This is a genomic window from Marixanthomonas sp. SCSIO 43207 (assembly GCF_019904255.1).
Taxonomy (GTDB): Bacteria; Bacteroidota; Bacteroidia; order Flavobacteriales; family Flavobacteriaceae; genus Marixanthomonas.
Genome location: NZ_CP063203.1, coordinates 848,076 through 866,940, shown reverse-complemented (window position 1 = coordinate 866,940; position 18,865 = coordinate 848,076). Strand labels below are relative to the sequence as shown.

The 18,865-nt window shown below is 33.1% G+C and carries 18 protein-coding genes; 11 read left to right on the top strand and 7 right to left on the bottom strand.

The genetic code is table 11. The features are described from left to right. Positions 1-4: 4 nt before the first annotated feature. Positions 5-1,459: a glycosyltransferase family 39 protein gene (locus INR76_RS03940; protein ID WP_223109359.1), complete on the top strand. Its 1,455-nt coding sequence runs from the start codon at positions 5-7 to the stop codon at positions 1,457-1,459. A 3-nt stretch (positions 1,460-1,462) separates the two neighbouring features. Here the strand turns inward: INR76_RS03940 and INR76_RS03935 are convergent, their stop codons facing one another. The 3 genes from INR76_RS03935 to INR76_RS03925 are packed head-to-tail and all read right to left on the bottom strand — an operon-like array spanning position 1,463 to position 4,338. Beyond that, entirely contained in the window at positions 1,463-2,200 is a 738-nt protein-coding gene (locus tag INR76_RS03935) for a glycosyltransferase family 2 protein (RefSeq protein WP_223109358.1), read from the bottom strand. Further along, positions 2,197-3,267 carry an NAD-dependent epimerase/dehydratase family protein gene (locus INR76_RS03930; protein WP_223109357.1) on the bottom strand — a complete coding sequence of 357 codons (1,071 nt, stop codon included), beginning with the start codon at positions 3,265-3,267 and terminating at the stop codon, positions 2,197-2,199. Before INR76_RS03930 ends, INR76_RS03935 begins: the two co-directional genes overlap by 4 nt. Positions 3,268-3,276: 9 nt before the next feature. After that, positions 3,277-4,338: an NAD-dependent epimerase/dehydratase family protein gene (locus INR76_RS03925; RefSeq protein WP_223109356.1), complete on the bottom strand. Its 1,062-nt coding sequence runs from the start codon at positions 4,336-4,338 to the stop codon at positions 3,277-3,279. Positions 4,339-4,490: 152 nt separating this feature from the next. Here INR76_RS03925 and INR76_RS03920 point away from each other — a divergent pair, with 152 nt between their 5' ends. The 4 genes from INR76_RS03920 to INR76_RS03905 are packed head-to-tail and all read left to right on the top strand — an operon-like array spanning position 4,491 to position 9,403. Further along, a complete protein-coding gene (locus INR76_RS03920) occupies positions 4,491-5,705 on the top strand; it encodes an O-antigen ligase (protein WP_223109355.1) in 1,215 nt (404 codons plus the stop codon). 47 nt (positions 5,706-5,752) lie between these two features. Continuing rightward, positions 5,753-7,051, top strand: a complete 1,299-nt coding sequence (locus tag INR76_RS03915; protein ID WP_223109354.1) for a UDP-glucose/GDP-mannose dehydrogenase family protein — start codon at positions 5,753-5,755, stop codon at positions 7,049-7,051. Positions 7,052-7,055: 4 nt separating this feature from the next. After that, the gene (locus INR76_RS03910) at positions 7,056-8,045 is read left to right on the top strand and encodes a UDP-glucuronic acid decarboxylase family protein (RefSeq protein WP_223109353.1); all 990 of its coding nucleotides are present in this window, start codon (positions 7,056-7,058) and stop codon (positions 8,043-8,045) included. Between the two features lie 2 nt (positions 8,046-8,047). Further along, a complete protein-coding gene (locus tag INR76_RS03905; protein ID WP_223109352.1) occupies positions 8,048-9,403 on the top strand; it encodes an exopolysaccharide biosynthesis polyprenyl glycosylphosphotransferase in 1,356 nt (451 codons plus the stop codon). Here INR76_RS03905 and INR76_RS03900 read toward each other — a convergent pair. The 3 genes from INR76_RS03900 to INR76_RS03890 all read right to left on the bottom strand — a co-directional run bounded on the left by INR76_RS03900 (position 9,400) and on the right by INR76_RS03890 (position 13,017). Continuing rightward, positions 9,400-10,563, bottom strand: coding sequence for a glycosyltransferase family 4 protein (locus INR76_RS03900; RefSeq protein WP_223109351.1), 1,164 nt, complete (start codon positions 10,561-10,563; stop codon positions 9,400-9,402). The genes INR76_RS03905 and INR76_RS03900 overlap by 4 nt on opposite strands. Next, positions 10,553-11,635 (bottom strand): non-hydrolyzing UDP-N-acetylglucosamine 2-epimerase, encoded by a 1,083-nt coding sequence (gene wecB, locus INR76_RS03895; RefSeq protein WP_223109350.1) that lies wholly within the window; start codon positions 11,633-11,635, stop codon positions 10,553-10,555. The genes INR76_RS03900 and wecB overlap by 11 nt, the downstream gene beginning before the upstream one ends. 74 nt (positions 11,636-11,709) lie before the next feature. Beyond that, positions 11,710-13,017 carry a phenylacetate--CoA ligase family protein gene (locus INR76_RS03890; RefSeq protein ID WP_223109349.1) on the bottom strand — a complete coding sequence of 436 codons (1,308 nt, stop codon included), beginning with the start codon at positions 13,015-13,017 and terminating at the stop codon, positions 11,710-11,712. A 65-nt stretch (positions 13,018-13,082) separates the two neighbouring features. On the opposite strand from INR76_RS03890, the gene purD reads away from it, so the two are divergent. Then, positions 13,083-14,354, top strand: a complete 1,272-nt coding sequence (purD, locus tag INR76_RS03885) for a phosphoribosylamine--glycine ligase (RefSeq protein WP_223109348.1) — start codon at positions 13,083-13,085, stop codon at positions 14,352-14,354. Between the two features lie 5 nt (positions 14,355-14,359). Here purD and INR76_RS03880 read toward each other — a convergent pair whose 3' ends face one another. After that, positions 14,360-14,590 carry a uracil phosphoribosyltransferase gene (locus INR76_RS03880; RefSeq protein ID WP_223109961.1) on the bottom strand — a complete coding sequence of 77 codons (231 nt, stop codon included), beginning with the start codon at positions 14,588-14,590 and terminating at the stop codon, positions 14,360-14,362. Between the two features lie 45 nt (positions 14,591-14,635). On the opposite strand from INR76_RS03880, the gene INR76_RS03875 reads away from it, so the two are divergent. From INR76_RS03875 to INR76_RS03855, 5 genes are read left to right on the top strand one after another with little or no spacing between them, the layout of a single operon-like run. Continuing rightward, a complete protein-coding gene (locus INR76_RS03875; RefSeq protein ID WP_223109347.1) occupies positions 14,636-15,559 on the top strand; it encodes a DUF6427 family protein in 924 nt (307 codons plus the stop codon). After that, a complete protein-coding gene (locus INR76_RS03870) occupies positions 15,556-16,203 on the top strand; it encodes a hypothetical protein (RefSeq protein WP_223109346.1) in 648 nt (215 codons plus the stop codon). Before INR76_RS03875 ends, INR76_RS03870 begins: the two co-directional genes overlap by 4 nt. After that, positions 16,200-17,198 (top strand): DNA adenine methylase, encoded by a 999-nt coding sequence (locus INR76_RS03865; protein ID WP_223109345.1) that lies wholly within the window; start codon positions 16,200-16,202, stop codon positions 17,196-17,198. Before INR76_RS03870 ends, INR76_RS03865 begins: the two co-directional genes overlap by 4 nt. A gap of 4 nt (positions 17,199-17,202) precedes the next feature. After that, positions 17,203-17,811: a DUF4254 domain-containing protein gene (locus INR76_RS03860; protein WP_223109344.1), complete on the top strand. Its 609-nt coding sequence runs from the start codon at positions 17,203-17,205 to the stop codon at positions 17,809-17,811. Between the two features lie 20 nt (positions 17,812-17,831). Next, positions 17,832-18,863: a glycosyltransferase family 9 protein gene (locus tag INR76_RS03855; RefSeq protein WP_255592777.1), complete on the top strand. Its 1,032-nt coding sequence runs from the start codon at positions 17,832-17,834 to the stop codon at positions 18,861-18,863. The last annotated feature ends 2 nt before the right edge of the window (positions 18,864-18,865 follow it).

Here is an 18,865-nt window from a genome sequence, read left to right as displayed (position 1 = left end):
AATTATGAAAATAAATATAAAAACAAAGTATTTAATTTATGCAGGCCTTATCATTGCATTTATCCTTAGAGTTTTTAATTTGACTTATGAAGGGTTATGGAGTGATGAGTTACTTACCGCTGTTACATCTCATCCAAGATATTCTACCTTTGATATAATACAGATAATGAAGGGAGATGTTCATCCACCGTTACATACTATTTTAACGAATCTTTGGTCAAAATTATTTGTTCACAACGATATAACTATACGGTTAATAAATGTGTTTTTTGGCGTATGGGGAGTATACGCAGGATATCTATTAACAAAAGAATTATTTAATAAAAAAGTAGCATTATACGCATTTGTTTTATTGATTTTAAATTCTTTTTTAATTAGGTATAGCCAAGAAGCAAGATCGTATGCTCTATTAACTGTTCTAGCTACGTTTTCGTTTTATTACTTTGTTAAACTTATCAAAGATGGTTACTTTAGAAAATATGCGATTTTATATATACTTTCTAGTACAGCGATGCTTTACACGCATTATTTTGGGCTTTTAGTAATAGCGTCTCAGTTTGTAGCATTTTTTCTACTTATTGATTGGAAAAAGTTTAAAGCAAAAGCACTTCACTATATTGTGACTTTTGCATTGCCAAATATACTATTCTTATTTTGGCTACAATTTTTACTCAAAAGAGCCGATAAAAAGTTTCAAACCTGGAGAGATCCTGCAACACCAAGTTTAATTTATGATTATTTAAAAATTTTCTTTAATGATTATGTTTTATCAAGTGCGTCTTTAGTTTTGCTTGGGTTTACGATACTTTATTTAACGACAAGAAAATTCATTAATTATCATAAAAAAATAAGGGATATTTTTAAAGGTGAACACTTTGGGTTAACCATAGTTATTATTTGGTTGGTAACGTACTTTTTTATTCCTTTTATAAGATCTACGTTTACTATTTCTATGATGGTAAATAGATATTTTGTGCCATTAGTTGTTCCAGTGGTTATTCTACTTGCGTTTTATCTTGTAAAGATTCACAACAAAAAACTGCGCACTGGTATTTTTACAATAATTAGCATATATAGCATATTAGTTCTTTTTTTAAATACCAATCCTTATTTTTCATATACGACTACTTATAGAGAGACAGTAGAAAAAGTAAGGGAAATGGATCCAGAAGCTCACGTATTTTATCTTTCGAGAGATCGAAGGTATTTCTCACATTACTTACAATTAAATCATCTTAAAAACATTCGAAATCATTTTGGGCCATTCAAGAATATGATTTTAAGTAAAACTCCTCCAGACCAATATTTTGTTGTGACACACCTCAGAGCTTTTGTTCCTCAATACAAAGATAGCATCCCTGTGGTTGAGGGCTATAAAGAGGTAGAATCGATTACCTTCAGAAATATGTACAACATTAAAAGCACTAAGCTAATTAGATATGAAAAAATCGATAAATAAATTTTACCATTTTTTCTTGAAATCCCCTTTTGAAAAATATTTTTCAATAAAGCAGTATAGTAAGATAAAGAAATAGCGTCCTCCCATTTCACGAATCTTAAGTTTTGATTCTCCATATTGTCTATTTGTCCAAGAATTAGGGACAACTGTATATGTATACCCTCTAATAATTGCTTTTAAGGGTAACTCTATAGTAAGATTGAAGTGAGGGGCTAGAAAAGGTTTTATACCTTCGATAGTTTCTTTTCTATATAGTTTAAATGCATTGGTAGTGTCGTTATAACGTATACCCATAAAAAGCCTAATTATAAAATTTGCCATTCGATTAACTATTTTCTTTAGAAAAGGGTAATCAATTAGCTTACCTCCTTTAATAAAACGACTGCCAAAAACACAATCATAATTACCCTTTACCATAGTTCTGTAAAACAAAACTAAATCATCTGGAGAGTCAGACATATCTGCCATCATAACAGCTACACAATCACCATTAAACCGCTCGAGACCATAACGAACTGCATATCCAAATCCATTAGGTCCTTGATTCGTCTCATATCGAAGAGAAGGATATTCTTTTTGAAGGTTTTTTAAAACGGTTAGCGTATTATCTTTAGAATTATCATTAACTACAAATAGTTCATAGCTTATTTTCTCTTTTTGTAGCTTATTAGCTATTTGGCTAACAGTTATACTAATAGACTCTGCTTCATTATATGCAGGAATAACAACGCTTAAAATCATGATTTTTCTCTTTCTGAAAAGGCTGCGAAAATCTGATTCAAAATGTCTTTGACATTATAAGTATGATTCCAATCAGGATAATGTTTTTTAAACTTTGATACATCACTTATCCACCAGATATGATCTCCAATCCTGTTAGTTTCAGAATATTCATAGTTCATCTTTTTTCCTGTGATTTCTTCACACATTTCTATAGCTTCAGCCATAGAACAGTTCGAATACCTTCCTCCTCCTGCATTGTAGACTTCTCCTTGTTTTGGATTTTTATGAAAGTGCCAGAACATGTTTACTAAATCCCAGCTATGTATGTTGTCTCGCACTTGTTTGCCTTGATATCCAAAAATAGTGTATTTGTCACCGGTAATAGCACATTTCATTAAATATGATAAAAACCCGTGTAGTTGCGTACCTGAATGATTAGGTCCGGTTAAACAGCCACCCCTAAAAGTACCCGTATTCATCTCAAAATACTTTCCATATTCTTGAACAAGTACATCTGCAGCTACTTTTGAGGCACCAAATAATGAGTGCTTGGTTTGATCAATGCTCATTTGTTCATCAATTCCTTCTTTGTAATATGGATGATTTTCATCAATTTCCCATCGCTTTTCTTTCTCTATCAATGGTAAATGGTTTGGAGTGTCACCATACACTTTGTTCGTTGAGGTGAATATGAAAGTAGCTTTAGGGCAATATTGACGGGTCATCTCTAACATATTGAGTGTACCGTTTGCATTAACAGTAAAATCTGTAAAAGGCTCTTTTGCAGCCCAATCATGGCTTGGCTGCGCAGCGGTATGAATAATTAATTGAATTGAATCGCCATACTTTTTAAAAATTGCTTCTAGTTCTTCTACTTTGCGTATATCAGCTTCGTATTGTTTGAAGGTTTCAATTGAGTTCTCTAATCTTTTGGCATTCCATTTTGTTGAGGCTTCATCTCCAAAAAAGTAGGCTCGCATGTCATTGTCAATTCCAATTATCTTATCAAATTTATCTTTAAAGAATGAAACAGACTCACTTCCTATTAAACCTGAAGATCCTGTTATCAAGCATATTGTTTCCATAATGTGTTTTTATTTTAAAATTCCCTCAAGTTGCTTTTCATTTTGGTTAATCCAGTTAAAAATATCGTTAAAAATATCTTCAACTGATTTTTGAGGCTCCCAACCAATTTCATTTTTAATTTTAGAATTGTCTGTAATGTATGCTCGTAGATCTGCTGGCCGTGTTTCTTGTATTTTGCCAATTGGTATTGAATTACCTGTTATCTTTTCACAAATAGACGTCATTTCTAAAAGTGATGCCGAAACATCAACTCCGCCTCCTGCATTATATATTTTACCGTTAAACTTTTCAGTGTGGTGAATTTGTTTTTCAACAATAGAGATTAAATCTTCGATATGTAATATGTCTCTTACTTGCTTGCCTAGACCTCCGTAACCAATATATTTTAGGGGTTGTTTCCAATAATGTTTGGCCATCCATAAAGTCACCACACCTTGATCTGTTTTTCCCATTTGTCTAGGCCCCGCAATGACTCCAAAACGAGTAATAGCAGCTTTTAAACCATAAAACTCAACATATTCTTGAATTAAAAGTTCAGAAGAGAGTTTTGTTGTTCCATAAAAGGAACGAGGTCCTAGTAAATTTAATTTTTCTGATATTCCTAAATTTGAAATACCTTCCTCTGTTTGATTTTTATCAAATGAAAATCGAGTAGCTTCTTCAATAAAGTTTGCATTTTCAATTTTCTCTATAGGATAAACTCTGCTAGTAGAGAGAAAAATTAACTTAGCATCATACTTTAAGCAGTAATTAAAACAGTTTACAGAACCTACAAAATTGTTATTAATTACATAAGAAGGATTAGAGTTTATGCCAGCCATTACCGAAGGCTCTGCAGATGCTTCTATAAAAACATCAATCTCACCAATTTCATCAAAGTCCTCTCTATTACGTATATCACCGTGAATAAACTTTATATTGTTTTTTTTAAAATCAATTAAATTTAATTCTGCCCCTCTTCGTTTTAAATTATCAAAAGCAATAATTTTATAATTGGGGTACTTTTCTTTTAATTTTAAACAAAGGCTTGATCCAACAAAACCAGCTCCACCCGAGATTAATATAATCATAAAGAAATTCTTAAAAAAGAGAAATAAAAGGGAGTATAAATTTATTCACTGGAAACAAATATATAATTTTAAACTAGTTATATTTGATTTTTCAAAAGAAAAATTGTGATTAATTTTCAGTACCTTCAACCCGTAAAAAGCATTCGCAAATAATGAAGGTTTTACTTAGTGCCATTTACCCATACATCTATCTGTTATTGTTTTTTACAATACCCTTTGATGAATACACAAGAGCCTTGCCCAATATTCTACTGGCTGTATTGGTGGTAGCGTTTCCTTTTGTAGTGAAGAAGACAGATTTTTCAAAAATTAAAACAATCCCTGCTCTTATTTTCACGAGTTTTTGCCTCTATTTAATACTAAATGCATTGGTTTTTAATAGGCTTGAAGAAGATTTTACGGTTATTAAAAAAATACTTTTATGCCTGGGTCTTGTGATACTGTATATTCCCATTCAGTGTTTTGATAAAATTAATAAAGCAATTCTCTTTTCTTCTTTTGCAGCAATTGTGTTTTCGGTTATTAATATTATTATTCTTACCAATACCATTACTGAGTTTCAGTTTGGAAGTTCCCCTCAGGTAATTGAAGCACTACTTATAGACAGGCTTTATTTAGGCTTTTTATGTGTATTAAGCATTTTGGTCTCGTATAATTCTTTTAAGCCAAAATTTCACCCGGTAAACCGATACTACTTTGCAAATATTATAGCAAACACGCTATTTCTATTTTTAATAGGTTCAAAAATATCAATAGCCCTTCTTGCAGTATTATTAGTAATAAGACAACTTTACGGAAACAATAAAAAAATAAGAATTCCAATAGTTATAGGAGCCCTAACACTTTGCTGTATACTATATCTTAGTGTCTTTACAGGATCTACTCAAAAAAAGGGAATTGCAAAAGCGGCGCAAAACTTTTTGGTAAATACCACAACCTGGGAAACCAGATCTATAACGTGGGAATGTGCTATTAACAACATTGAAAACAAATCAATTAACTGGAGCGGATTTGGCTTTTACGGCACAAAAGATCAATTGGTTTCTTGTTATCAGACTACTATTGATGATACGTATAAAAAAAATCAATTCACCTCAAAGCGGTATAATGCTCACAATCAATTTTTAGATTTATATCTAAGCTCAGGTGTTATAGGCTTTTTGCTTTTTGCTGCTTTTGTAATTACGCTATTTGTAAAAAACAGAAATAATTTTTATTACACAGCATTACTCGCAACACTCATTATGTATTGCATGGTTGAAAATGTTTTTCAAAGACAAATGGGAGCCTACTATATTGGTTTTATTTTAATTATTCTAGTATTAAAAATAAATAAAGAACAAAACAAGACTATAAAAGAAGGGTAAAATGCAATCAAATTGTATTTTTGCTCACTTAAAATTAAGGGTTAAAAATGAAAATAACAGTTGTAGGAACAGGTTATGTAGGATTAGTAACCGGTACATGTCTAGCCGAAACAGGGAACGAAGTAATTTGTGTAGATATAGATGAGAAAAAAGTACAAGGTATGCGAAATGGCGTGGTACCTATTTATGAACCACACCTAGACGTACTTTTTGAAAGAAATATTGAAGCCAATCGTTTACAGTTTACAACCTCACTAGATGAAGGATTGGCTCATGGCGAGATTATATTTCTAGCATTACCAACCCCCGAAGATGAAGATGGTTCTGCAGATCTTTCATATGTTCTTAATGTTTCTGAAGAAATAGGGAAAAAAATAAAAAACTATAAAGTAATAGTTGATAAAAGTACAGTCCCTGTAGGCACTGCCGAAAAAGTAAAAACCGTTATTTCAAAAAATGCACAATGTGACTTTGATGTTGTTTCAAATCCTGAATTTTTAAGAGAAGGCTTTGCCGTAGACGATTTTTTAAAACCCGAACGTATTGTCATAGGTTCTAGCAGTGAAAAAGCGACCCAATTAATGCAAAAACTGTACGCACCATTTGTGCGATCTGGAAATCCAATACTTGTGATGGATGAAAAATCTGCAGAATTAACCAAGTATGCAGCCAATTCATTCTTGGCAACCAAGATTACTTTTATGAATGAAATTGCCAACTACTGCGAAAAAGTAGGAGCAGATGTTGATAAAGTACGTGCCGGGATGGGTACCGACTCACGTATAGGAAAACGATTTTTATTTCCTGGGATTGGCTACGGCGGATCTTGTTTTCCAAAAGATGTAAAAGCATTACAGAAATCTGGTAGAGATGAGCACTATGATTTTAAAATTTTAAATGCCGTAATTGACATAAACAATAAACAAAAAACCATTCTACTCCCAAAAATTGAAGCACATTTCAATAATAACTTAAACGGAAAACAAATTGCCATTTGGGGCTTAGCTTTTAAACCAGAAACAGACGATATACGGGAGGCTCCATCAATCGATATGATGAAAGGATTGCTAGAAAAAGGTGCAAAACTCACTGTTTTTGATCCCGAAGCAATGGAAAACATTAAAAAACAATTTGGTGACTCGATTCAATATGCAACCTCTATGTACGATGCTCTTAATAATAGTGATGCATTATTAATTTGTACAGAATGGAGCATCTTTAGAACACCAGATTTCAATAAAATTAAGGAGCTGTTAAACAATCCAGTAATCTTTGACGGAAGAAATTTATACAATGTAGAAGATGTTAAAAAAGAAGGGTTTTCATACATTTCAATAGGAAGATAATATTATGAAAAAAAGAATTTTAATAACCGGAGCAGCAGGATTTTTAGGGTCTCACCTGTCAGATCGATTTATTTCAGAAGGTTTTGAAGTAATAGGCATGGATAATCTCATTACCGGTGATTTAAAAAATATTGAGCACCTTTTTCAAAACGAAGATTTTCACTTCTACCACCACGATGTTACCAAGTTTGTACACGTACCCGGTAAGGTTGATTACATTTTACACTTTGCATCTCCGGCAAGCCCAATTGATTATTTAAAAATTCCTATTCAAACCCTAAAAGTAGGTTCTTTAGGAACACACAATTTGTTAGGATTAGCCAAAGAAAAAAAAGCACGTATTCTTATCGCATCAACTTCTGAAGTTTATGGAGATCCATTAGTACATCCTCAAAACGAAGAATACTACGGTAACGTAAATACCATAGGTCCAAGAGGGGTTTATGACGAAGCAAAAAGATTTCAAGAGTCTATCACAATGGCCTATCACCGTTTTCATGGTTTAGAAACTCGTATCGCACGTATTTTTAACACCTACGGTCCTAGAATGCGCCTTAATGACGGTCGAGTAATTCCTGCATTTTTAGGGCAAGCCCTAAGAGGTGAAGATTTAACGGTTTTTGGTGATGGTTCTCAAACACGCTCCTTCTGTTACGTTGATGATCAAGTAGAGGGCCTATATAGGTTGTTAATGAGCGATTATACCCTACCGGTAAACATTGGTAACCCTCATGAAATAAGCATATTAAATTTTGCTGAAGAAATCATCAAATTAACCGGTACCAAACAGAAAATTGTATTTAAGCCGTTGCCCAAAGATGATCCTATGCAACGACAACCCAATATTTCAAAAGCAAAAGAAATACTAGATTGGGAGCCCAAAGTTGATAGACAAGAGGGCTTGAAAAAAACATATGAATATTTCAAAAGTTTTTCTGAAGAAGATCTTTTTAAAAGCGAACACAAAAATTTCTCAAAACATATAAGAAAGTAAGCATGATTTTTAGAAGTGGAAGATATTCGGGTTTCTTAAGGCCCATAACCTATGTGATTGATCTTTTGATTATTCATCTATGGGCTTTCTACTTTTTTGCTGAAACGTATGAGGTGGTAAACTATGTGGCTTTTGTAACTCTAGGGTGGGTTGTACTTTCATTAAAAGCCAACTTTTATGAAATTTACAGGTTTACCCACGTAGCCAAAATAATGAACTTAATAGGAAAGCAAGCAACCATTTTTTTCCTTATTGTATTTACCTATTTTGGAATATTCACTTCAGAAAATACAAACCCAGGGAGCGTTTTTAGTTATGTACTCCTCTCTATGCTGTGTATTACGGTTGTAAAATTTACCATTTACTTTTTACTGAAAAAATACCGGTTATTAACAGGAGGGAATCACAGAAAAGTTGTGATTATTGGTTTGAATAAAAAAACAGACCAGTTGAGAAAATTCTTTTCAGACAATCCAGAGTACGGCTACAAACTCTATAAAACATTCAACTTAAAAAAACCCAATAAAACCACGATAGAAGAATGTATTGATTACATTTCAGAAAACAATATTGAAGAAATCTATTCATCGGTTGCAGAGTTAAGCAACAAGGAGCTTATTCAATTAATCGATTATGTAGACAACAATCTTAAAACGCTTAAGTTTTTACCAGACAATAAGGAGATTTACAGTAAAAAACTTGACTTTAGTTATTATGGGGTGTTACCTATCCTATCGTTGCGTAAAATACCAATTGATGAACCCTTTAATCAATTTATAAAAAGAGGTTTTGATATTGTATTATCTATTATTGTCATTGTCGGGATACTATCTTGGCTCACTCCTATTTTGGCAATTTTCATAAAACTTGGCTCAAAAGGTCCTGTGTTTTTTAAACAAAAAAGAAACGGGTTGGATTATAAAGAGTTTTACTGTTATAAGTTTAGATCCATGCGTCCTAACCCTATGGCGCACCTTCATCAAATAAAAAAAGGTGATAAACGTGTTACGTGGATAGGACGAATACTTCGTAAAACCAGTATAGATGAAATGCCTCAATTTATAAACGTATTAAAAGGCGAAATGTCTGTAGTAGGACCTAGACCACATATGGTAAGTCACACGCATATGTATGCCGAGCGAATAGACAAATTTATGGTTCGTCATTTTATAAAACCAGGTATAACAGGCTTGGCACAAGTAAGTGGTTATAGAGGTGAGGTAGAGACCGAAAATGATATTATTAATAGAGTTAAGTATGATATATTTTATCTAGAGAATTGGTCACTGTTTTTGGATATTAAAATTGTTTTCCAAACAATCTACAACGCCATAAAAGGTGATAAAAAAGCGTATTAAACACTTTCAATTTGCTTGATAAAAGCTTCAAATTGTTTTTCAAAGTTAAAAGCCTTTAAGCTACGTTCTTGAACCTTTTTCTTCGGAAATTCGAGAAGATGTTCCTTTGTTAAGTTTGAAATAAAGCTTTGTAACTGCTTAAAATCTGAAGCGGGAATGTTCCATCCTAATTGTTTTTTTTCAACTAGATTTCCTCCTTCTCCGCCCGCAAAATAAAGAACAGGCAATCCTAACCGGGTATATTCAAATATTTTTGAAGGGACAGAGCCATATATTCTATTGGTAAGTGGTATAAAAGCAATGTCAAACGTTAGCATTTTACTATGTAAATCTAGTCTGTCTACCTCTCCGTGATAGATAATATTCTTTTTTTCAAGTTTTGAAATTGCTTCGGCTTCAGGGCCTGCTCCAAAAATATGAAAGGTTATATGGTCTGGTAAATTAATGGTATTGCAAATAGTAAAAATACCCTGTGCAACACCCAATAACCCTGCATAAACAAGTGTTATGGTTTTTTTTAGCTGCTCATCTGAAGGTTCAGGAGGTGAAAAATCTGGTATATTTCGGTATAAAAAAGTGGGTGTTTCGCTGTGTTTTTCGGCGTGCGTTATTATTTCTTGTGATTGACCAATCAACAAATTGGATTTTTGGTAACAGAAACGCTCCATTTTTTCCAATAATGAATAATAAACTCCTTTTTTGAGAACACCCATCTCTAGCCCGGCCAGAGGCCATAAATCTGAAACATTTAAAATACGTTTTTTGCCAAAAATCCAACTCCAAAAAACAGCAGTAAAACCTACAAATACAGGCGAATATTGAATGAAAATTTTAGTTGGTTTTTTTTTCAGAAAGAAAAAAAGCGTCAAACTTAATGAAAAAGAGATCATAGAAAGCAGCCGTAAAAACTTATTAGACGAATTACTTGCCCATAACCATAAGCGATGTATGGTTATAGTGTTATCTTTTTCATTTTTATAAAACGAACCTTTGTAATTTTTAAAAATTGAACCGGTAGGATAGTTGGGCATTGGGCAAACCACTTGAACCTTAAAACCTGCTTTTTCCATACCTTTTGCCAAACTGTAGAGTCTATTGGAGGCAGCTCCTTTTTCGGGAGGGAAATAGTTTGTGACCAATAAAATTTCTTCAGCAGCCATATAAATTAGCGATAATTTCTACAATTCTTTCTGCAGCTTTTCCATCCCATTTAGGAATGTTTTGATATTCTGCCCATCTATTTTCATATAACTTATCAAAAGCCAGATCAATATCGTTAAAATTTTTACCTACCAACTTGTTGGTTCCTAGAGAGCAAGTTTCGGGACGCTCTGTAGAATCTCTAAATGTTATGCAAGGAATGTTTAATACCGAAGCTTCTTCTGTTATACCACCAGAATCTGTAAGGACTGCTTTTGAATGTTTAATTAAATATATAAATGATAAATATCCTTGAGGCGAAACAAAATGAAGGTTTTCAAAAGTTAAATTGGCAGTACTCAATAATTTTTGTGTACGAGGATGCACAGGAAAAATAATTGGTAAACCTTTAGATTTCGAAACAATTTTTTTTAGCAAACTAGAAAATGATTGCAAGGTGTCAACATTTGACGGTCTATGAAGTGTTAATACAAAATATTCCTTTTGTTTAAGTTGTAATTGATCCCAAAATTCTGGTTTTTTGAGGTTAGGAAGATTTTTGTAAAGAGTATCAATCATCACATTACCAACAAAAAACAGTTGATTTTTGGGAACGCCAGATTTCAACAAATGAGTAGTTGCAGTTTCAGAAGTTGTAAAAAAATAATCGGTAATACTGTCTGTTACCATTCTATTGATTTCTTCGGGCATGTGTAAATCGCCAGAGCGTATACCGGCTTCAACATGGGCTACTTTGCAATGCGCTTTTTTTGCAACAATTGCACAGGCCATGGTTGAGGTTACATCACCTACAACAAGAACTAAGTCTGTAGGGTTTTGGTTTAATTCTTTTTCAAAACCAATCATAATTGCAGCTGTCTGTTGGGCTTGAGAGCCGCTTTTAACATTTAGGTTGCTATGAGGTTGTGGAATGTTAAGTTCTTTGAAAAAAGTGCCGCTTAAATTTGTATCATAATGTTGCCCTGTATGCACAAGCCTGTAGTGAATGGCGTTGTTTTTTTCTATGGCATGAATGATAGGAGCAATCTTCATAAAATTGGGGCGAGCTCCTGCTACAAGGGTGATTTTCATGGTATGTTATTTCTATAACAATTCAAAAATACAAATTACTTTATCCAAGTTAGTTATTAAGGGTTTTTAAAAAATTAAATCTTTGAAATAAACTGTTTAAGTTTTCCACTTTTGCTTCTGTCCAACACATTTTTGCGCTTAAACTGAATCTTTAAGTCGCTTCCCACATATTTTGCTAAAGATTGTTCGATCTTTTGTAAATCCTTTGCCAAAAGTTCGGTGTTTGAGCTATAAACAATAGTAAAAGCATCCAGCGCTGTTTGTTCAACTTTAAACTCTTTCACATTTCCATCTTCTTCAACAATACTTTTAGTAACATAATAAAAAGTATGACCGGGCAATGTTTTACCGTTTTTTAAGTATACAACATCATTTGAGCGACCTATTAACTTTTTTAAAGATGAATTTTTAGCTGTAGATTCTTCATGAAGCATGCCTAAATCACCCACATCATATCGGATAAATGGATGCGCTTTGTTATAAAGAGATGTTACAACAATACGACCCAACTCGCCCTTTTTTACAGGGGTATTGTTGTTGTCTAAAATTTCAATATAAAGTGTCTCACTATTTAATATAAGTGTATCTTTTGTGTTTGTAAAAGCCAGCAAATCAAGCTCACTGGCACCGTATTCATTTACAATTGGCACACCAATTTGCTTTTCTAATAACTCCTTATCACTGTCATATAACATTTCGCTAGTTACAATACAGGTTTTTAATGTAGGACAAACAGCGGTTAAAACGATGTTCTTTTTCTGAAGAAATTTTGCAAACAATACAATAGAACTTGTATGTCCATTAATGTAGTCAAACTTTTTTCTCTTGAAAGCAGTTAAAAATGTTTCCAGTTTTTGGTCAGAAAGATCAAAAATAGGGAATCGATATCGGTTGCTTAAACGATCTTTTAACCGTTCGGTTTGATATCCTTTAAAATCTAACGGAATACCATAAAAACGCGCTTGATACGAAGTATTTATATCAATCCCGTGCCATCCAAATCTATTAAAAATAATAGCCCAAGTAAGTGCATGGCAAAAATTGTCTTTAGCAAAAAAAAGGGGATTACCACTAGACCCAGACGTTTTGCTGGTATAGCAATTTTTTTTTGAAAAACCTTTTGAAAGTCGCTTATGTAAAGGGATTTGTAAATCTCGCTTTGTTAAAACAGGAATGTCTTCCCATTTGTTTAAAGTCTCACTGCCTATAAAAGATTGATAAAAAGAGTTTTCTCTAAGGTGATACTCAAAAACCTTTTGGCGAGCTTCTTCAACATAGGTTTTATAGTCGTTTTTAGGAATGTTTTGAATTTCAGAAAGGCGGTCTTTGGCTTCTTTAATAGGAAAGCCTTTTAACCGCAATATGTTTTCAAATAAATTCAAGCTAAAAAGTTAGGGGTTCAATTTACAAACAATTATTTTTGAAGTCGAATAAAAATTTCTTTCCCATGAATATTTTAATACTTGGTTCAGGTGGTCGTGAACATACTTTTGCACACCAAATTGCAAAAAGCGAAATGTGTAACAATCTTTACGTTGCTCCCGGAAATGCCGGAACAGAAGCAATCGCGACCAATTTGCCAATCAATGTTACCGATTTCAAAGCCATTGAAGAAACAGTTCTAGAAAACAAAATAGCCATGGTTGTTGTAGGTCCTGAAGACCCATTGGTAAAGGGAATAGCAAATTATTTTTCTTCTTCCGAAGCTTTAAAAAATGTTATGCTTATTGGGCCCTCAGAACGAGGTGCTCTTTTGGAAGGAAGTAAAGAACGCGCAAAAGAATTTATGGCTATGTACAAAATTCCTACTGCTGCATATGAAAGCTTTACCAAAGAATCCTTAGACGCAGGAAAGAAATTTTTGGAAACACTACAGCCTCCTTACGTGCTTAAAGCAGATGGTTTGGCTGCTGGTAAAGGTGTTTTAATTCTAGAAAACTTGGATGAAGCAAAAAACGAACTAGAAACTATGTTGAGTGGAAAGTTTGGAGAAGCTAGCAAAACAGTTGTTATTGAAGAATTTCTAGACGGAATTGAACTAAGCGTATTTGTTTTAACAGATGGAAAAAATTATAAAATACTTCCTACTGCCAAAGATTATAAACGAATTGGCGAAGGTGATAAAGGTCTCAATACCGGAGGTATGGGAGCTGTTTCCCCAGTTCCGTTTGCAGATGATTCTTTCATGCAAAAAATAGAAGACCGAATTGTAAAACCAACAGTAGAAGGGCTTCAAAAGGAAAATATTGATTATAAAGGATTTGTTTTTATAGGGTTAATAAAAGTAAATAATAATCCTTATGTTATAGAATACAATGTTCGTATGGGTGATCCAGAAACAGAGGTTGTTCTGCCAAGAATAGAAACCGATCTGGTAGCGCTACTACAAGCAACACATCAACAAAAACTAGATTCAATAGATTTAAAAATTGACTCTAGAGCAGCAACAACTGTGATGGTAGTTTCTGGTGGTTATCCTGAAACCTATGAAAAAGGAAAAGAAATTAAAGGAACCGAAACTATTGAAGATTCGTTGGTTTTTCACGCAGGGACCAAAAGTGAAAATGGTAAATTACTTACCAATGGCGGAAGAGTAATTGCAATTACTTCTCTTGATGAAAATTATAAACAGGCACTAAAAAAATCTTACCAAAATATAGAAAAACTATCTTTTGATAAGATGTATTATAGAACCGATATTGGTTTTGATTTAGACTAAATATTTTAGCCTAAATAAGAGTGAGAGGTTGAAGAACGATCTTCTTCGTTATTATCGTTGAATATTTTAAGTTGTTTCATCCAATATAAGAATGCAACAAAACAGATAATAATAAATAACCAACTCACTGTATTTGCTAACCACCAGCTGTCTAATTCTAAATTTCGGAGGGCGTCATATGGTATAAATAAGAAATCTTCAAATAAATCTTGAATACCATAAAACAAATCTTTCAATTCCATATCTGTATATTTATATCGCAAAAATAGAAAATACCCGCTATGCTTACAAGCTTTTTCGGAAAATCTAAACCTATAAATTTTGTCATCTTTGGAGCGGTAATCTTTTTGGGCTATGTTTTTGGTGCCTTGGTGCTGGTAGAAAAAGCGCTTACCTTTTCACAGTTAGCGATAGATTTCTTTTTTATTTTATGGTCTGTTTATGCAATAATGCTTTTAGATTTTATAGTAAGAAAAAACAATCTTACCTATAAAAACACATATACAGTCCTGCTATTTACGTGTTTTTTAGTCACATTGCCGGTAATTTTTTTGGATAGAAATATCCTTTTTGCAAATGTTTTTCTTTTGATGGCTTTTAGAAGATTAGTAAGCCTTTCTTCTGAAAAGAATATTGAAAAGAAAATTCTTGATGCCTCCTTATGGATTACCGTTGCAGCTCTTTTTTATTTTTGGAGCATTTTGTTTTTTATACTGTTATTTTTTGCCATCATTCAAAAACCAGATACAAACCACCGTTATTTTATCATTCCTTTTATAGGTTTTGTTGCTATTTTAATGCTAGCTACCAGCTTTCATCTTTTAATAGATGATTCTTTTGCTTGGCTAACGCAATGGATTAAACCTATAAGTTTTGATTTTTCAACGTATAATACAATGAGTATTATTATTCCGGCGGCAATTATGGCTACATTTTTAATCTGGTCGTTACCGTTTCGGTTACTGAAAATCGCTTCTCTTTCAAAAAAAGAAAAACCCAATGCTATTTTACTTTTGGTGACACTAGTAGTTTGCGGATTTATTGCTCTTTTCAGTCCTATAAAAACAGGAGCCGAATTATTTTTTGTACTAGCTCCTCTTTCAGTAATTGTAGCAAATTATATTGAAAACATTCAAGAGGCTCGATTTAAAGAAGGGTTGTTGTGGTTGGTTGTAATTGTTCCCATTGCACTGTTATTTATATGAAACAACCTATAGCCATTCAAGCATTACAAACAGAGCTCGGTAAACGATTGGCTTACCCGTATATTTGGGGAAGAAAACAAAATGATGAATGGGATTTTTACACAAACTTTATTTATAAAACTCCTACTTGGGAAGCTTTGATGCCACAAATGGCTTTGGTGGTGCAAAAACACAACCTTAACAAAAGAGCGCTGTTTAATTACACTATTAATCGTTGGTACAACTTTTGGAGCGCCACTGGTGTAGAACAAATTTTCACAAACTTAGATGATGTGATTCCTGCAGTAAATCAAAAAGATCGATTGATTGATTTTACAATACACAAAATTCCTTTTGATCATAAAACAACGGTTTTTCCGAAGTATTTCAAGAAAACGATAAACTATGCAAAACATAATGAAAAGGAACTTATTACGTGGTTGTATGCCAATCAAAGTTCACAACAACGCCATCATTTAAAAAACCGGTTGTTTATAGTGGTGTACGACTCAAATGGAAGTCATTGGAAAGTAAAAGCAAACCTTACCTTGCTTAAGGCCGAAATAGAAAAATATGTTTCCAATTTTTCCCCAAACAAGTTACATTCACTTACTTTTGCAGATCATTCGCAAGCGTTGAGCGATATTATTTGGGTAATACAATGAATTACATAGGCTCCAAACATAAACTCTCTTCCTTTATTTTTGACACAGTTACTTCAGTCTGCGGACAAGATTTATCTGAAAAAATTTTTTGTGATTTGTTTGCTGGTACCGGTATTGTAGGCCGCACGTTTAAGCCACACGTAAAACAAGTAATTGCCAATGATGTAGAGTTTTACAGCTATGTGTTGAATAGAAACTACATTGGTAACCATACTGAAATAATTTCAGAAGAATATTTGTCTCAACTCAACGATTTAAAAGGACTTAAAGGGTTTATTTTCAAAAACTATGCGCAAGGAGGAGAAGCCGGAAGACTTTACTTTACATCAGAAAATGGTCAAAAAATAGATGCTGCTCGTCAACAAATTGAAACGTGGCGAAACGCTTCAGAAATTAGTGAAGATCAATATTATTTTTTATTGGCTTCTTTGTTGGAAAGTGCTGATAAGGTTGCAAATACAGCTTCGGTGTACGGAGCTTTTTTAAAAAAAATAAAAGCTTCTGCAGCAAAAAAGTTGATTATTAAACCGGCAGATTTTCAGAAAACAAAACATGCGCATCAAGTTTTTCAGCAAGATAGCAACCAATTGATAAAGAATATTAAAGGTGACATTTTATATTTAGATCCACCGTACAATGCTCGGCAATATGGAGCTAATTATCATTTGCTCAATACTATTGCAAAATATGATACCTTTGTACCAAAAGGGAAAACCGGCTTACGCTCCTATTTTAAAAGCAATTATTGTAAAAAAGGTGAAGTAGTAGAATCTTTTACCGAGTTACTTGAAAATGCACAATTCAATTATGTTTTTTTAAGTTATAATAATGAAGGTTTGATGAGCAAAGAGGAGGTAAAACAAGTTATGAAACGTTTTGGGAAATATACCTTGAAAACAAAAAAATACCAACGTTTTAAAGCAGATAAAACCGAAAACAGAAACCATAAGGCCGCAGAAACCTTTGAATATTTACACATTTTAGAAAAAAAATAAAATTATGTTTAGCGACAAAGCCAACAAAATATTTCAAGAAGTAATAGAAACTTATCATGTGATTGATCAAGTAGATCAACCGTTTAAAAACCCGTATGATAAAAACTCAGAGTTAATAGAACATTTATTATACAGAAAATGCTGGATTGATACGGTACAATGGCACTATGAAGATATAATTCGTGACCCAAACATCGATCCTGCAGGTGCTCTATTGCTTAAGAGAAAGATTGATGCTTCAAATCAAGATCGTACCGATACAGTAGAATATATTGATAGCTATTTTCTTGAAAAATTTAAAGACGTAAAAGTTAAGGATAATGCTACCATAAACACTGAAAGTCCAGCTTGGGGGATTGATAGGTTATCCATTCTAGCTCTTAAAATCTATCACATGAATGAAGAAGCCACTCGTGAAGATGCTTCTCAAAAACATAAAATTGCTTGTAAAGCAAAACTCGATATTTTACTAGAACAACGAGTAGACCTAAGTTCTGCTATCAATCAATTACTGGAAGATATAGCCAATGGAGATAAGTATATGAAGGTATACAAACAGATGAAAATGTATAATGATGATGAGTTAAACCCTGTTTTAAGGGGCGAAAAATAACACGGCACATATTTTTCACTTTGCAGAAACCAAAACACATTCTGGTAATTCGTTTTTCGGCTATGGGCGATGTGGCGATGACCGTTCCCGTTTTACGTGTTTTTACTGAAACCTATCCAGAAGTAAAACTTACTGTTGTTTCAAAAAAACATTTTAAACCGTTTTTCAACACAATTCCCTCTATTCATTTTATAGAAGCAGAGGTTTATGGAAAACACAAAAACTTTGGTCTGTTAAAGTTAGCCAACCAAGCAAAAGCAAATCAAATTGATGCTGTAGCCGATTTGCACAATGTAATACGGTCAAAAATAATTTCAAATTATTTACGGTTACAAGGCTATAAAGTTGCAACGATTGATAAAGGAAGAGCCGAAAAAAAACAACTTACAGCTTCAGAAAATAAAAACTTTGTACAATTAAAAACAACACATCAACGCTACGCTTCAGTTTTTGAAAAGTTGGGATACCCAATTGATTTATCAAAACATACATTTCCTGAAAGACAGACGCTTAATAGAAGATTATACAGCTTGATTGGTAAACACACCAAAAAGGCTTTAGGAATTGCTCCTTTTGCAGCTTTTAAAAGTAAGATGTATCCACTACAAGCAATGGAAGAGGTTATTTCTAAATTAAACGTAACAGACACGTTTAAAATATTTCTCTTTGGAGGCGGAAAGCAAGAAGAAGAAACCCTCAAAAATATAGCTTCAAATTATAAAAACGTAGAAAATGTAGCCGGACAATTAACCTTTGAGGAAGAATTGGCTTTAATATCAAACCTAGACGGAATGCTTGCTATGGATAGCGGCAATGGTCATTTGGCAGCTATGTTTGGTATTCCTGTTATTACACTTTGGGGTGTAACCCATCCGTTTGCGGGTTTTGTCCCTTTTAATCAGCCAATGGCACATCAAATAACAGCCAATAGAGAGCAATATCCTCTTATACCTACTTCAATCTACGGTAATAAATTTCCGGAAGGGTATGAACATGCCATAGAAAGCATTACGCCAGATAAAATTATAAATACAGTTTTAAAGATAGTTTAGTG